The organism is Psychrobacter halodurans, assembly GCF_017498075.1.
GTDB lineage: Bacteria > Pseudomonadota > Gammaproteobacteria > Pseudomonadales > Moraxellaceae > Psychrobacter > Psychrobacter celer.
In genome coordinates, this window is record NZ_JAGBKN010000021.1 from 16,613 (window position 1) to 33,813 (window position 17,201).

At 49.0% G+C, this 17,201-nt stretch carries 12 protein-coding genes; 6 read left to right on the forward strand and 6 right to left on the reverse strand.

Translation table 11 applies throughout. The features are described from left to right. The first annotated feature begins 123 nt into the window (after positions 1 to 123). From ggt to J3491_RS09525, 6 genes are all read left to right on the forward strand, one after another. Entirely contained in the window at positions 124 to 2,052 is a 1,929-nt protein-coding gene (gene ggt, locus J3491_RS09500; protein ID WP_207970041.1) for a gamma-glutamyltransferase, read from the forward strand. Positions 2,053 to 2,387: 335 nt separating this feature from the next. Further along, a complete protein-coding gene (gene dnaE, locus J3491_RS09505) occupies positions 2,388 to 6,092 on the forward strand; it encodes a DNA polymerase III subunit alpha (RefSeq protein ID WP_207970042.1) in 3,705 nt (1,234 codons plus the stop codon). A 194-nt stretch (positions 6,093 to 6,286) separates the two neighbouring features. Then, positions 6,287 to 6,664 carry an Hpt domain-containing protein gene (locus tag J3491_RS09510; RefSeq protein WP_207970043.1) on the forward strand — a complete coding sequence of 126 codons (378 nt, stop codon included), beginning with the start codon at positions 6,287 to 6,289 and terminating at the stop codon, positions 6,662 to 6,664. A gap of 39 nt (positions 6,665 to 6,703) precedes the next feature. Continuing rightward, on the forward strand, positions 6,704 to 7,600 hold the full coding sequence (locus J3491_RS09515) for an RNA methyltransferase (protein ID WP_243456305.1): 897 nt from the start codon (positions 6,704 to 6,706) through the stop codon (positions 7,598 to 7,600). A 212-nt stretch (positions 7,601 to 7,812) separates the two neighbouring features. Beyond that, positions 7,813 to 8,736, forward strand: a complete 924-nt coding sequence (cysE, locus tag J3491_RS09520; RefSeq protein WP_075102357.1) for a serine O-acetyltransferase — start codon at positions 7,813 to 7,815, stop codon at positions 8,734 to 8,736. Between the two features lie 205 nt (positions 8,737 to 8,941). Next, entirely contained in the window at positions 8,942 to 9,676 is a 735-nt protein-coding gene (locus J3491_RS09525) for a glucose 1-dehydrogenase (RefSeq protein WP_075102356.1), read from the forward strand. A gap of 72 nt (positions 9,677 to 9,748) precedes the next feature. Here J3491_RS09525 and J3491_RS09530 read toward each other — a convergent pair whose 3' ends face one another. From J3491_RS09530 to pheA, 6 genes are all read right to left on the reverse strand, one after another. Next, the gene (locus J3491_RS09530; protein ID WP_207970045.1) at positions 9,749 to 10,321 is read right to left on the reverse strand and encodes a 2-amino-4-hydroxy-6-hydroxymethyldihydropteridine diphosphokinase; all 573 of its coding nucleotides are present in this window, start codon (positions 10,319 to 10,321) and stop codon (positions 9,749 to 9,751) included. A gap of 10 nt (positions 10,322 to 10,331) precedes the next feature. Then, a complete protein-coding gene (gene folB / locus J3491_RS09535; protein ID WP_207970046.1) occupies positions 10,332 to 10,742 on the reverse strand; it encodes a dihydroneopterin aldolase in 411 nt (136 codons plus the stop codon). Positions 10,743 to 10,793: 51 nt separating this feature from the next. Further along, a complete protein-coding gene (rarD, locus tag J3491_RS09540; RefSeq protein WP_075102354.1) occupies positions 10,794 to 11,741 on the reverse strand; it encodes an EamA family transporter RarD in 948 nt (315 codons plus the stop codon). Between the two features lie 216 nt (positions 11,742 to 11,957). Further along, positions 11,958 to 14,282: a bifunctional prephenate dehydrogenase/3-phosphoshikimate 1-carboxyvinyltransferase gene (locus tag J3491_RS09545; protein ID WP_207970047.1), complete on the reverse strand. Its 2,325-nt coding sequence runs from the start codon at positions 14,280 to 14,282 to the stop codon at positions 11,958 to 11,960. Positions 14,283 to 14,432: 150 nt separating this feature from the next. Then, complete coding sequence (gene hisC / locus J3491_RS09550) at positions 14,433 to 15,575, reverse strand: histidinol-phosphate transaminase (protein ID WP_207970048.1); 1,143 nt, start codon at positions 15,573 to 15,575, stop codon at positions 14,433 to 14,435. A gap of 66 nt (positions 15,576 to 15,641) precedes the next feature. Further along, positions 15,642 to 16,826, reverse strand: coding sequence for a prephenate dehydratase (gene pheA / locus J3491_RS09555; protein ID WP_075102351.1), 1,185 nt, complete (start codon positions 16,824 to 16,826; stop codon positions 15,642 to 15,644). Positions 16,827 to 17,201: the final 375 nt, after the last annotated feature.

The window sequence follows — 17,201 nt, forward strand, 5'->3', positions numbered from 1 at the left end:
GTTTTTATCTATTAGAACCTGCCCTCTCATATTTTGTATTTTTATATATAAAAACCTCTTACTCAGACTTATGAAATACCCAAGCGTTAGCCACTTTACCACTCACATAAAAAGGACTTTGCCATGCCAAATCTGTCTGGCCACTCTCAATCACCCATCATCACCACATTAAAATCTGCGATGCTCATTGCTAGCAGTACATTATTGCTATCTGTATCAGCGCACGCACTTGAACCAGTAACACCAACTGATGCCAATGTGATAAATAACACCTCAACCAACACCAGTGCGATCAATCTGGCGATCATGAGCGACAATCCGACAGTCTTGTCTGAAACCAAGCGCATCACACCAGCGAAAATCAATACGCTGACATCCACAACCAATAAAACAAAAACCGACCCAGCCATTTACTCCGAGGACGCCATTCATCATCCCGTCTGGGCCAAAAACGGCATGGTCGCCTCTCAAGAAGCACTGGCCTCCGATATTGGCTCACAGATTCTAAAAGACGGTGGTAATGCTGTCGATGCTGGCGTTGCGGTGGGTTTTGCCTTGGCCGTGACCTTACCCCGAGCGGGCAACATCGGCGGCGGTGGCTTTATGATGATTTATGATGCCAAGCAAGGCGAAACGGTGGCGCTCGATTACCGCGAAAAAGCCCCAAGCAGTGCCTCGCGTGATATGTATCTCGATAAGGACGGCAATGCGGTCAGTGATTTGTCTCGCTTTCATGGCTTAGCTGTCGGCGTACCAGGGACCGTCGCAGGGCTGCTCAAAGCACTAGAAGACCATGGCACCATGAGCCGCGAGCAAGTGATGTCGCCCGCGATCGCACTGGCTGAAGATGGCATAGAAGTCACCGCTGGCTTGTCGGAGTCACTAGAAGCCTTAAGCGATCGCCTGCAAAAATGGCCCAGCACCAAAAAAGTGTTTTTTAAACCTGATGGCAGTGCGTATCAACCTGGTGAGCGCTTGTATCAACCAGAGCTTGCCCGCTCGCTAAAGCTCATTGCCACTCAAGGCGCTGATGGGTTTTATAAAGGTGAGACCGCGCGCAGTATTGTCAAAGCCGTTAATGAGGCTGGCGGTCGCATGAGCTTGCAGGATTTGGCCAATTATGAAGCCATCGCTCGTACGCCTGTGACAGGCGACTACCGTGGCTATAAGATCGTCTCTATGCCGCCGCCCTCCTCTGGTGGTATTCACATCGTGCAGATTTTAAACATTTTAGAAGGCTATCCACTACAAGACTATAGTCACAATAGCGCGCAAACCATTCACTTGATGGCGGAGGCAATGCAACTGGCTTATGCTGACCGTGCAGAGTATTTGGGCGACTCAGACTTTATCGATGTGCCAGCGAGCGGCCTTACTTCTCAAGCCTATGCCGATCAGCTGCGCACCTTGATTGATCCAGACAAGGCCACGCCAGCGAGTACGATTAAAGCCAACAACCCACTGCCTTACGAGAGCGACCAAACCACGCATTTCTCTATCGTGGATAAAGACGGCAATGCAATCGCCAATACCTATACGCTGAACTTCTCTTATGGCACCGGTCTGGTTGCAGACGGCACAGGCATATTACTAAACAATGAGATGGATGATTTTTCTGCCAAGCCTGGCACGCCAAATGGCTATGGGCTACTAGGCGGTGAGGCAAATAGCGTAGAAGCCAATAAGCGGCCGCTATCCTCGATGAGTCCGACGCTGGTATTTAAAGACGATAAGCCGTATATTGTAACTGGTAGCCCAGGCGGTAGCCGCATCATCACCACCGTCACTCAAATCATCTCCAACGTCATCGATCATGATATGAATATCGCTGAAGCCACGCACGCGCCGCGTATCCATGACCAGTGGCTACCTGATGAGATACGAGTAGAAAAAGCACTGAATATCGATACGATCACAAAGCTAGAATCCATGGGACACACGGTCAGTCCAAAAGCCACTATGGGCTCAACGCAATCGATTATGATAACGCCAAATGGTGTTTACGGCTCCTCTGATCCGCGTATTGTCGATGCAGCGGTGGTTGGGTATTAAACAAATATTCATATCAGATCCAACCTGAATATTACTTATAGTCTTTATCTGATAAGCGTTACGTATTGATAAAAAACCTCGTTTTACTTCCTCTCAAAGCCTTTTATATCAGCATAGTATAGAAGGCTTTTTTCATATCAGCACCTGCCAGCAAAGACAGGCTATTTCTTATGGCACCCACCGAAGCTGTAGCTGTCAACAGCAAATAATGCTATGATGTCCAGCTCAATTAAGCATTTGCGACAAAGGCTTTTACGGCCTAAACTTCCCATATAAACCACGCAAAACCCGCTAATAAAACCTATTGTTATTGACCGCACCAATAAGAGTCCTCTATGGCATTTGTACACCTTGGCATTCACAGCGAATACTCCATCACTGATTCTATCGTGCGCATCAAGCCGCTTATTAAAGCGGCGGCAGCTGACAATCAGCGTGCGCTGGCGTTGACCGACCTCTCCAATCTGTACGCGACGGTGAAGTTTTATCGCACTTGTCTTGGCGCTGGCATCAAGCCCATCATCGGCAGCGAAGTTATCATGGATGATGAAGACACTAGACTGACGCTGCTGGCCATGGACAACGAAGGCTATCAAAACATCACCCGTATTGTCTCGCTTGGCTTTACCGAAGGCCGCGCCGACCCTGACAACCACGGCACCCCTGTCATCAAGCGCCGTCATATCTTAGAGCACGCAGCGGGCGTTATTGTGTTGTTTGGCGAAAAATCAGACGTCGGACATGCGCTAGTCAGCTCTATGCCAGAAAATGCCGATGTGCTGATCACAGAGTGGCAGGCGCATTTTGCTGATCGCTTGTACTTTGCGATCAAGCGCACCAACCGCTCAGGCGAAGACGCTTTTATTAAAGCGGCTATCCACGCTGGTGCCAAACATCAACTGCCCATTATCGCCCACAATGACGTGCGGTTTTTGGAGCAGGAGGACTTCGATGCTCACGAAGCCCGCGTTTGTATTGCAGGCTCGTACGTACTGGCTGACCCTAACCGTCCGCGCTTGTATTCAGATGAGCAGTATCTAAAAACCCAAGACCAAATGGCGCAATTGTTTGCCGATATTCCGCAGGTGGTCGACAATACCATCCGCCTAGCCACCCGCTGTAATGTGACACTAACGCTAGGCATCAACGTGTTGCCTGACTTTCCTGTGCCAGAGGGCGAGACCATCGAGTCTTTTTTTCGGGCAGAGTCACAGCGCGGTCTTGATCACCGATTGGACAAGCTCTTTCCTGTGGAAGAACGTGACGAGAGCTGGAGCGACTTTCGTCAGCAGTACGATGAGCGCCTAGAGTATGAGCTCGATATTATCTTATCTATGGGATTCCCCGGTTACTTCTTAATCGTTATGGACTTTATCCGCTGGGCCAAGGCCAATGGCGTCCCTGTGGGGCCAGGTCGCGGCTCTGGTGCCGGCTCTTTGGTTGCGTATGCGCTCAACATTACCGATCTCGACCCCATTCATTACGACCTATTATTCGAGCGCTTCTTAAACCCTGAACGTGTCTCTATGCCCGATTTCGATATTGACTTTTGTATCGAAGGTCGCGACCGTGTCATCGATTATGTGGCGCAAACTTACGGCCGTGAAGCGGTCTCACAAATCATCACCTTTGGTACCATGGCGGCAAAAGCGGTGGTGCGTGATGTGGCGCGGGTACAAAGCAAGTCATACTTTTTGGCCAATAAAATCTCTAAATTGATTCCGAAGACGCCTGGCATCACCTTGTCTCAAGCACTCGAGCAAGAACCACAGCTCAAAGACTTAATCTCCAATCCTGACAATATGGATTATGAAGATGCCATTGAGATTTGGGAGATGGCGGTCAAATTAGAGGGCGTGTGCCGTAACGTCGGTAAGCACGCCGGTGGTGTCCTCATAGCCCCGCATAAAATCACCGATTTTAGCGCCATTTACTGTGACGATGAGGGTCACCGTGTCAGCCAGTTTGATAAAGACGATGTCGAAGATGTCGGTCTAGTAAAATTTGACTTTTTGGGCTTGCGTAACTTAACCGTCATTAATGCTGCGGTCGAAAACATCAACCAACGCCGCGCACGCGAAGGCAAAGACGCGCTGGTACTAGAAGATTTACCGTTAGATGACAAAAAGACCTACAAACTCTTGCAAGAAGCAAAGACCACGGCTGTCTTTCAGCTAGAGAGTATGGGTATGAAAAAATACTTGGCCAAACTGCAACCAACTAATATCGAAGACGTCATCGCCATGTGCGCCCTCTATCGCCCAGGGCCACTCGATGCCGGTATGGTAGAGATGTATATCGACCGTAAGCACGGCCGCGAAGAGGTCATTTATGACCACCCCAACCTTGAGCCAATTTTGCAAAACACCAACGGCGTTATTGTCTATCAAGAACAAGTCATGCAAATCTCGCAGGTCATGGCCGGCTACAGTTTGGGTGGCGCGGATATGCTACGCCGCGCCATGGGTAAGAAAAAACCTGAAGAGATGGCCAAACAGCGTGATATTTTTGTCACCGGTGCCACCGCACAAGGCATCGATGAAGCAACGTCAGGCGGCGTCTTTGACTTGATGGAAAAATTTGCCGGTTATGGCTTTAACCGCTCGCACTCTGCCGCGTATGGCGTCCTTGCTTATCAGACCGCTTATCTCAAACAGTACTACCCTGCCGAATTTATGGCTGCGGTACTGACATCCGATATGAACAACACCGACAACGTGGTGTTCTTTATCAATGACTGCCGTGAAAACTTTGGCTTGACTGTAGACAATCCATCGGTAAACCGCAGTGAGTGGCACTTTGTCGCTGATACGCCGACCAATATTATTTACGGACTTGGCGCAATTAAAGGCGTGGGTGAAGGTGCGGTGGAGTCTATCGTCGATGCGCGCCGCCGCGGTGGGCCGTTTAAAGACTTATATGACTTCTGCCGCCGTGTCGATATCAAAAAAGTCAATAAACGTACGCTTGAGGCACTGGTTAGTGCTGGCTGTTTTGATGACTTTGCCGCGACGCTGCGACCAGACTTACCAAGTGACGCCGCCTACGAGATTCGCGGCGCACTCATGAGTCAGCTGCCAAGCGCAGTACAGGCCGCTGAGCAAGACCGCCAAAACAATGAGCTTGGCATGATGGACTTGTTTGGCGAGATGGACGGTGTGGTCGCCGCCCCACCGCTCAAAATGACGCCAGAGCTGATCTGGGGTGACAAGCACCGCCTCAAAGCAGAAAAAAACACATTAGGGCTATACCTAACTGGGCACCCGATCAATGAGTACTTGGATGAGCTAAAGCGCTACACCTCTGGCGCCCGCCTTGATAAGCTCACAGACACAGGCTATAACGGCAGCTGCTACTTTGCAGGCCTTATTATCGATATTGCCAACTTTGGCAATCGAAATGTCATTACTTTAGATGATGGCACCTCACGATTAGAGGTCAGCTGCTATGCTGAGCGTTTCAATCGCGTCAAAGACCAGCTGAAGGTGGATGAAGTGGTCATTATCAAAGGCAGCATCCGGGAGCGTGATGGACGCCTATTTGCCCGTCTAGATAATGCCATGAGTATGGTAGATGCACGCCTGCGTTGGCTCAAAAAAATCAGTATCAAAATCCACGGCAGTGACACGCGCCTACTTTCACGCCTACAGCCGCTACTCAAGTCCGCCCAAGCTGATATCATCCCCGCGCCTAGCTTGACTCAGCAAGATGAGCCAGACGATGCGACCTTCAATGGCAACTACGATCCTGCGATGGGTGGGAGCTTATATGATGAGGATGGCAATGACTTATTGGCGCTAGAGCATGACATGCAACAAGACGCGCTGCAAAATGGCAGCCCTTATAGCAATAATGCGCTGAGTAACACTGACGCCTCCTTTCATGATAACTGTCTGCCGCTTGGCCTGAGCATTTATGAAACGTATGGCATCGCCAATGTAGGACTCTCTGAGCATTGGCGTATCTATCCAAATGATGACAATTTGCAACAACTAAAAAGCATGGTGAATGAGGACAACTTACATTTTCATTATAGCTGACGCTGGGCTTTTAGCCGTGGCCTCCTATAGCGATGCCTACTCTATCCCTTGACGATAGCCGTTTTATTGCTTGTAATTTAACTGATTTAACTGATTTAACTGATTTAACTGATTTAACTGATTTAACTGATTTAACTGATTTAACTGATTTAACTGATTTAACTGATTTAACTGACAATATTGGACCTAATACCATGGATGAAAACCCACATAATAATACCGCCGACCAAACTGTAGAGATCCTCAATGATGAGCAATTTGAAGACATGCGTGATTTACTCGAAGAGGACTTTGCCGATTTGATTCAAGTGTATCTCACTGACAGCCAGCAGCGCATCCACAGCCTACGCATCGCGCAACAACAAAACGATAATACCAATGGCTTTGAGATTGCCCATGCTCTAAAAGGCGCCAGCGCTAATCTGGGGACGACCCAGCTGATGCGCCTTAGTAGTCAACTCCAAGAGCGGTGCCGTGAGCAGCGTATCAGTGAGCAGGCGGCGCTGATCGAGGATATCGCAGCGGCGCTGCAACGCGCTGAGCAAACCATCAAACAGCGCATGGAGCAATAAATGAGCCAAAGCCCTTTATCAGTGACAACGACGCCATCCATGCCAATCAACCATCCAGCAACAAGCGTAGACGACTACTTATCTTGTATTCAGGTCGTCATGGTCAATACCACCTTGCCTGCCAATATCGGCTCAGCGGCACGGGCCATGCATACGATGGGATTGTCACGCTTGACAGTCGTCGACCCCAAGCGGCCTATCGATGAGACCAGTGTATCCCACGCTGCAGGTGGCCATGAACTGCTGTCAGCGGCTGTGATTGCCCCAACGCTAGAGTCGGCGATCGCTGATTGTCAGCTGGTGTTTGCAGCTAGCAGTCGCAGTCGTCATATGCCGCGCCCTGTCGTCACGCCCACACAAGCGGCCAAAATCATTTTTGATTTTATCGATAGTCAATCCACCTATCAGCCTCAGACCACGGCCGAGACCGCACAGGATAATACTGCTGGCACCCACAAACCAAATATCGCGATATTGTTTGGCCGCGAAGACCGTGGTTTGACCAATGAAGAGCTGGCCTATGCCGATTACCATATCCAAATCGATGCCAACCCTGCCTATCCGGTACTTAATGTCGCCTCAGCGGTACAAGTGATTGCCAGTTTCATCTTTGCTTATGCGCAAACCCACACTCAGACAGCGACGAGCCCAAAGGCTGATGCTGACTCTGACAAAGCCGCAGTACGCTCGATGATTGATATGAAGTTACGCCAACAGTGGGATGAGCCGGCCATCACTCAGCAGCAGCAGCAACAGTTGACCGAGCGCATGACAGCGCTGATGGTGCAGCAGGGGCTGGCAGACAGCACAAATCTAAAATCATTACCAGCGCGGCTATCGCGGCTCGGCTCGCGCTTACAGCTGGATCAAAAAGAGTATCAGCTGTTAAGCGCACTTATCGCCAAGCTTTTAAAAGATAGACCCCAATCATCATAATAAAAGCCACCAGTACAGATTTTTTGGGTTTGGTCGGCCAGCGATAGCCTGCTATTATTAGGGCGTGTTATATTGGATGGCTCAGATTGTAAGTACATAGAAATAAGTACATAGAAATAAGTATATAGAATAAGCATCAGGATTAGCACCCAACACTGACCACACCGCCATACTTTACCGACCAATAAACGGACCAACAGATAGGACACTTTATGTCATTGCCAGCCAAATTGTTCAAATCGCTTGCCAGCATCAAAAAAGACCTAAAAGAAGATGTCGATGCGGTATTCAACCGTGATCCTGCCGCACGCAATAGTCTGGAGGTCATTCTTACCTATCCTGGTATTCATGCGCTTATCTTGCATCGCGGCGCTCATTATCTCTGGAATCACGAACAAAAACTGGCCGCCCGTGTGATCTCTTACGGCTCGCGTATCGTCACTGGTATCGAGATTCACCCTGCAGCCAAAATCGGTAAGCGGTTTTTTATCGACCACGGTGTCGGCGTGGTCATCGGTGAAACTGCAGAGATTGGCAACGATGTCACCTTATACCACGGCGTCACTCTCGGCGGCGTCTCATGGAATAACGGCAAACGCCATCCAACGTTAGAAGACGGCGTGACCGTAGGCGCTGGCGCAAAAGTTTTGGGGCCATTTACTGTCGGTAAAAATGCCAAAATCGGCTCAAATGCGGTGGTGGTCAAACCTGTGCCAGCCGGCGCTACCATGGTCGGCAGCGCAGCGCGCATGATATCCGATCATCACGATGAAAAAGGCAACCCCATCGCCACTAAAGTCCAAGACGCCAAACAACAAGAGAAAGTAGCCCAAGCAGGCGAAGGCGACACCGGCAAAGACCAAGCGCAAAGCACATCGGCCAAAGCCAAGCGCCGCACTACTTTTCAAGCTTATGGTATCGACCCCTCTTCTCAAGACCCAGTGGCCGAAGCGTTTGCAAAAATGCTTGAGCATATTCAGCAGTCAGAAAATCGCCTAGATCAGCTGCAAACCGCCATGTGCGAGATTGATCCTGATTTTTGCAAAAAGAAGTATGACAAGCTTTGTTTAGAAGATTTAGATGTGATCGGCCTCTCTGACATGGAAGAGCTGACTGACGAAAAAAACAAGTCCTAATGACCTACCGTAGCCTCTGATACTCTTTTAATATAGTCAATCGCACATAAAATTGGCACAATTGATATCACGTGCTACTGGTATGCATTTTGCGCAGCATCGAGCAGCGTTGGCACAGCACACAAGAAAAATGAATGCTCGTAGGACGAACTTATTTTAAACCAGATGCACTATACTTATAAATAAAATAACACTAGGAGATACCATGGCACGTCTACAAGACAAAGTTATCATCATTACAGGCGCAGCTCAGGGTATGGGCGAGACTCATGCTCGCTTGTGTTTGGCAGAAGGCGCAAAAGTCGTATTGACCGATATCAACGCTGAAAAAGGTGAGGCGCTGGCCAAGGAGCTTGGTGATAACGCCTTATTTGTCAAGCATGACGTCACCGATGAAGAGGATTGGTCAAAAGTCGCGAACGCAACCCAAGAAAAATTTGGTCAAATCGATGTATTGGTCAATAATGCTGGCATCACCACACACAAATCTATCCTAGACACCTCGGTCGCAGACTACCGCAAGATTCTAGAGATTAACCAAGTATCCGTCTTTTTAGGTATGAAGGCCGTCATTCCAGTGATGCAAGCCGCCAAACAAGGCTCGATCATCAACATCTCATCGATTAATGGCTTGGTTGGCGGTGCTATCGGCTATACCGATTCTAAATTTGCGGTGCGCGGTATGACAAAGGCGGCAGCGCTAGAGTGCGCCCCGCACGGTATTCGCGTCAACTCCATTCATCCCGGCGTCATTGCTACCCCGATGATTATGCAAGGCGATACCAAAGATGCGGTTGAGGCCTTTGCCAAGACCATTCCGATGCGGCGGGTGGCGCAGCCAGAGGAAGTAAGCAACATGGTGCTATTTTTAGCATCAGATGACTCAAGCTACTCGACGGGCGCTGAGTTTGTTATTGATGGTGGTTTGACAGCGCAGTAGTAAGCGTAATGTCCATAAAAGCTGGGTATTTTGCCCAGCTTTTTTTGGTGTTTGGAAAAGTTTTAAAGCCTTTTAACCGATAAGACCGCTCTTTGAAATCAGCTCCTCAACCCCTGCTGTCTCGTGTGCTTTGAATGGATAACGATCCGCCATTATTATCCATTGTTCTGAATACTCTACTATTTTTGCAGATATTGATTTATTGCTTAGGCTATTTTTGTTAAGACCAGTTTGTATAAGTAAAATGTCAATATCCATGGTGACTTTTTTTATAGAGGTTTGCCCCTCTGTTAAACGCTGCCGATGGCAATCACTTTCAATGAGTTTAAAAGCCTGCTGTAGCTCCTGCAAACTCATCGCCGTATCCAAAGATAAATACGCACACTGATTGGTATAGTCAGGCTTTGGCTGCTCTTGAGTGGCAGTAAAGTCAGGGTTTTGAAAAGACGTAGAGAGCTGCATACGGCCAAATGTGGCCAGTTTTCCACGCGCATCAGGCAAATAGTAGTCAGCGTGATAGTTGCTGCCCAAAGCCAGTACCACTGCTGTCACCGCGTGCGTTTGCAGCTGTTCAGGCGTATGTATCTCTAGACCCGCAAGATTCACACCAGCCAGACCTTTATGCTTCTCATACGTCGTAAACATTTTAGGCGTCTTATGCATCATGACTTTGACTAGCAGGCTGCTCGCTATGACTGGCTTTTGCAGATCGGGTGATTTGTACCCCAACGGCGTCTGCGTGTTTGATTGCCGTCGGCTTAGCCATGCTCAGCGTGATTTTATGACAAGCGTATTTGGCAAGCAGTTTATCTACGATTTGCTCAGCCAGATGCTCAAGTAGCTTTGCTTGAATGGCTTGGCACCACTCGCTGACATCATCACAAACTGCCTTATAATTTAGTGCATCCTGTACATCATCTGAGGCGGCAGCAGCACTGATATCCGTCTCAAGTGCGATATCGATCTGCAGCGGCTGAGTGATAGCGCGCTCCCATTCATAGACACCGATGACGGCATCTACCGTCAAGCCTTTGACAAATACCACGTCAGACTGAGTATGCAACATGCTTTTATCCTTGTTTACTGGTTTTTTAGGGAGTTTGAAGCAGACAGATGATCATGCTTTTTGGCGCAAACGCGCAGCCTTTAGCATCTTACTTGGGCGATGACGCCACAAGTCAATGCTAAACAACAATAGACCAACCCAAATCAAGCCAAAGACGGCCAAACGGTGTAAGTCAAATGGCTCTTTATAGTAAAATACTGCCAAAAAGAAAATAAAGGTCGGTGTCAAATAGTTCATAAAACTTAAAATACTATAAGCCACCAGCTTGGTTGATTTATTAAATAACAATAGCGGTATCAAAGTGATGGGGCCTGCCAGCATCAATAGCCAAATGTTTGATGACAACCAAAAACTGATCTGACTACTCACCACATCGGCCTGCCAAAACCACCACAGGCACATCGGTACCAGCATCGTCGTCTCCACAAACATCGCATCGATGGCGCTCAGCGGTGTTTGCCGCTGAATGGTACCATATGTGCTAAAGCTAAACGCCAGTATCAGCGAAATCCAAGGTAAGCTCCCAATCATCACCACCTGAATAATCACAGACAATAGCGCAAAACCAATCGCCACCCATTGCAGTGTCCGCAAGCGCTCTTTGAACAAAATCATCGAGAGCGCCACCCCTACCAGTGGCCCGATAAAGTAGCCCAAACTGGCCTCAAGTATGCGGTCATGGTTGACCGCCCAAACATAGGTCAGCCAGTTGGTGGCAATGATCAGACCCGATATCAGCGAAAACACAATCCACCTAGGGTTTTTCTTTAAAGTGTCTATCCAGCCCCAGCGTTTGGTGACGACTAAGACAAGCAGCAGACAAGCAAAGGTCCAGACGATACGGTGTCCGATGATCTCAGTGGCGTCATAGGCGGCCAACTGTTTAAAATATAAAGGAAACCCGCCCCAGATAAAAAAGGCCATAAGCGCGGTGACAATACCACGTCTGGTGGTTTTGATAGGCGTCACGGGTTTTTTGATGACATTTTGAGTGGTCATAAGTCAGTACAACTTAATTTAGAGCAAAGCGTACTGTTGCAGACTGCGCCTGATGATGAGCGTATTTAGGCGAGCGGCAAAAGCACAGGGTTACTACAGATAGAATAAAAGTGAAAAAGCAATGCATTGACACTCATAACAGTATCAATGCATTGCTGACGATAACGGTATTTGAACCCTTATGGCGTTTAATACCTGGTAAAAGTCCTAACGCTGTTAGGCGCGGCTATCGTGAACCTCAATAGACATGCCTACTTGATTGGCAAGCTCGGCAAATCCTGGAAAGCTGGTATTGACCGTCTCAACGCCTTCGATGGTGATCGGCTTGGATGCGCGCAAGCTAGCAACCGCAAAGCTCATGGCGATACGATGGTCATGATGCGAGGTAATATGTCCGCCGCCAAAAACAGGTTGGCTGTTATTTACTTCATTGCTGTCAGCATTACTACCCTTGCCTTCAATACCTTTGCCTTCAATGATCAGACCATCCTCAGTCACTGTACAATCAATACCGAGGGTTTGTAGACCATCTGCCATCACAGCAATACGATCGGACTCTTTGACGCGCAATTCTTTGGCACCAGTCAACACTGTACGACCTTGCGCACAACTGGCAGCGATAAACAGTACTGGGAACTCATCAATTGCCAGTGGTACTAGATACTCTGGGATATCAATACCTTGCAGGTTTGAGCTGCGTATCGTGATATCAGCCACTGGCTCGCCGCCCACATGGGTTTCATTACTTAGGCTGATATCAGCATTCATCAGCTTTAAGATATCAATGATGCCGGTACGAGTTGGGTTAATACCCACTTGCGTTAGGGTCAATTCGCTACCTTGACTGATGGCCGCGGCGACCATAAAGAAGGCGGCAGAAGAGATATCCGCAGGCACGGCGATATCGCCACCTGTGAGCGTACCACCGCCTTCGATACTGACACGATTGCCATCGACGGTCACAGGATAGCCAAAGGCTGAGAGCATACGCTCGGTATGATCACGGCTAACCTCAGGTTGGATGACCGTCGTGGTGCCGTTTGCCCACAGTCCCGCCAATAGCAAGCAAGACTTCACCTGAGCAGAAGCAACTGGCATGTCATACTCTACCCCTTGCAGCGGCTGGCCAACCGTATCACGGCCAGTGATGCTTAGCGGCGCGGTACCATCATGACCCGTGCTTTGGATCACCGCACCCATGTCACGTAACGGTGCTGCCACCCGCTCCATCGGACGCTTATTCAGACTGGTATCGCCTGTCAACACACTATCAAACGACTGGGCGGCTAAGATACCGGCTAGCAGGCGCATACTGGTGCCTGAGTTGCCCATATACAGTGGTGTTTTGCTGGGTTTTAGACCATTCATACCGACGCCATGAATGGTCAATCTGCCTTTATCAGGGCCTTCGATGCTTACACCCATGTCACGGAATGCTTGCAAGGTAGCCAGCGCATCCTCCCCTTCCAAAAATCCAGTGACGTTGGTCACACCTGTGGCCAAACTGCCAAGCATGATGCTGCGATGCGAGATAGATTTGTCTCCAGGAATGGTAATAGTGCCAGAGACGGTGTTGCTAGGGGTGATATTATAAGAAGCTGACATAGCAGAGGTATCCGTATAAGGGGTGCTGGCTAACATATGGCCAAAATGTCGCCGTGCGGCTTGCGCGCGGCCCAAAAGCCCCATCAGGGCGGTTGAATCTTTATCAATGATAAGCTGACGCATGGTCTGTAGATAGACGCCGTACTCATCAAGGGCGCTGATAATCGCGCGCTCGTTGGCAAAAAATATATCATGCCACATCTTAGGATCGCTGGCAGCGATACGGGTAAAGTCGCGGAATCCACCAGCGGCATAGCGAAACATATCCAAATTGTCATCATGACTCGCCAATTGCTCGACCAGATTAAACGCCAGTAGGTGCGGCAAATGACTGGTATGTGCCAATATCGCATCGTGATGATCGGCGGCCATCGGCATGACAGTCGCACCCACTGCCTCCCATAACTGCTGCAGCTTTGCAATTGCAGAAGAGCTGGTGGTGGCGAGCTCACAGATTATCACGCTGTGGTTGACAAACAAATTGGCGCGTCTGGCATGATACCCTGAATTCTCCGCCCCAGCAATCGGATGCGCGGGTACAAACCCCGTTGGCAGTGCAGCAAATACCGATTTTGCTGCCTCAATGATATTGACCTTGGTACTACAGACATCCGTAATGATACAATCTGTAGCCAGCTGGCCGTTGTCCATTGCCGCTTTGATATCGGTAAATACGGCTTGCACCGCTTGCACCGGTACGGCGATGATAAGTAAGTCGCTGCCTGCCACTACGTCAGTCAAGCGCGTGCTACCAGCATCGAGCAAGCCATGTTTTATGGCTTCATCCACGCTTGGCACATGTCTATCGACCGCAACCAAGCGCTCGCTTAGCCCATTGTCCTTGATGGCTTGGGCGAGACTTGCGCCAATTAGCCCAAGACCGATCACGCAAACTTGTTTGAACAATAAAGGGGTTTTATCAAAAGAGGATTGCATAGGATTCTTATTTTTTATCTTTTTTATGGCGACTCACGGTAGTTTGTATTTCACAAACTACCGTGAGTCGCAAAGGCACGCCTGCATGAGCGCCATGACATTATCGGGATTCAGATGGGCTGGTCCGCCCTCTTTATCAGTTGCCAACGCTCAGTCCTCGGTCAAAATCGAGCGTAGCGTATCTATCAAACGCAGATTGTCTTCAGCCAGACCTACCGTGATACGCAGCCAGTTCGGGAGTCCATATGCGGCCAAAGGACGTACGATCACCCCCTGCTCTAGCAATGCTTGATGGATAGATATAGCGTTGATGTCTTCCATCTCGACTTCGAACTTTACCATGATAAAATTGGCATGCGACTTAATAAAACCCAGCCCTAGCGCGTCAAACTGTTTTTCTAACCAGCGCATTTGCTCAGCATTGCTCAAGCGAGTGGCTTCGATAAAGTCTTGATCGGCAAGTGCAGCAGCGGCGGCGGCCAATGCCACACGGCTGACGTTAAATGGCTGACGAATACGGTTTAATAAATCTGCGACTGGCACTGAGCTGATCGCGTAGCCCACGCGCAGACCCGCCAGCCCATAAGCTTTAGAAAACGTACGAACGATAACCACATTGTCAAACTCATCAAGCAGCGCCCTATTATTACTCTCAGGGCTATACTCGATATACGCCTCATCGAGTACCACCAGTACCGAAGCTGGCACGCTAGTGACAAACTCACGTAGCTCTTTTTGTCCAAGCTGAGTGCCTGTTGGGTTATTGGGATTGGCAATAAACACAACCTTGGTATTTGGATGGTCGGCGACGGCTTGACGCATGGCCGTTAAGTCATGACCAAACCGCGGCGTGGGCACCTCTATCCCAGTAGCACCTTGTATCTTCGCCAGCATCGAATACACCACAAAGGCATACTGACTATACACAATGGTATCGTCGCAACTGACAAAGCCACGCGCCAAGAGATCCAATAGATCATTGGAGCCATTACCTAGGGTAATCTGCTCAACATCCACACGATTGAAATCCGCCAGCGCTTGCTTGAGATAATAGCCATTGCCATCAGGATAGCGTGCCAGTTGACCCAGCTGCTCGGTAATCGCCAATGTCACATGCGGCGAGCAGCCCAGTGGGTTTTCATTGCTGGCCAGCTTTACGACATCAGAAACCCCATACTCGCGCGTCAGCTCCTCGACCGGCTTGCCAGTCTGATAAGGCGTCAGCGCTAAGATACTGTCATACGCAGAGGTGAGCGGAGCTAAACTTGATGATGTCGCTTGAGGTGATGCCATGGTTTATCCTTAGAGATGATGACACATCTACTGCTTAGTATGATCCATTTGCGGCCGATGATCAGCTTACAATACCGCTTTGGGGTATGAGCCAAGTATACGCAAATCTTTTACCAGTGGACGAATATCGGCAATCGCCGCGCTCACATTTGGCGCATCAATGTGACCATTCATATCGATAAAGAACACATAAGCCCATTTATTCGGGCGCTCAGGACGCGTCTCGATACTGGTCATCGATACACCATGATAAGACAGTGGCTTTAGGATTTCGATCAGCGCCCCTGCTTTGTCGTGTGCCGATACCACGATAGAGGTTTTGTCTTGACCTGATGGCGCAATCGCCTCGTGACCGATGATCAGAAAACGTGTGGTGTTGCTAGGATTGTCTTCTATGTTGGTATACAGCTTGTGCAAATCATACTCTGCTGCAGCAACGTCCCCCGCGATAGCAGCAGAATGCCACTCGTTTTTGAGGCGACGCGCCGCCTCTCCGTTGCTCGATACCGCCACACGCTCGACGTTTGGAAAGTTGACATCAAGCCAATGACGGCACTGAGCCAGTGACTGCTGGTGCGAATAAATACGGCTGAGACTATCGACCTTGGTGTGCTCCGCGACCAAGAAGTTTTGGTGAATAGGCAGCTCAACTTCACCGATGATTTTTAATGAAGAGGACAAAAAGCCATCTAGCGTGTGATTGACCACCCCTTCTGAAGAGTTTTCAACAGGTACCACGCCATACATCGCTGTGCCCGCTTCGACTTCGCGAAACACATCGGTGATGGTGGTCATCGGCACGGTATCCGCGGCTTTGCCAAAGTGTTTGAGCGCAGCTGCATGGGTAAAGGTACCGACAGGCCCTAAAAACGCAATGCGCTGCGGTGCTTCTAAATCCAAGCATACAGACATAATCTCACGAAACAGACGGGCCATTTTTTCGTCAGCGATAGGGCCAGTATTGCGCTCCATGACGGCTTTTAGTACTTGTGCCTCTCGCTCTGGACGATAAAAAATAGGGTTGCTGTCGGTCGTGGCGGCGACATTACTCGCGAGGTGTTCTTTTTTGACGACAGCCACTTGCTGAGCCAATTTGGCACGATCATTGATCAACGTTTGAATTTTGCAGTCTACTGCATCGATACTTTGACGAATATTATCCAAAAACGCTTTTTCGGTTGCGGCATCGTTTGTGTCTGTCGTGGTTTGATTGGAGTTATTCATATGTTGTTCTGGTGACTGCTCACTCATTACCGCCCATCCTTTTTAGATTTTTTACTGTTGAAATTTTTGGCCAGTTTTTAGCTATTGGGTCTGACATCATCGGTGTTAATAGCTTGCTATAGCGACATGATAAAACAATAGTCTATCAAGACACCGTCTGCTTTTGCTCTTATCCGATTTTGCCATGCCATTTTTTGACTTATCAATAATACCTCAAGCTGCTCATACCACTGTCGCATAACAGCTGGCCGGCTCTACTATAACAAAAACGGCGCGCAGTGCCCACGTGTAATCGTGTGCAATCGCATGTAATGTCGCGCCACTCTTATCAGCTCGCCCATATCATCTCGTCCATAGTATAGTCGATTCAAAATAATTGTGGTACAGCGTCAGCAAGTGAGA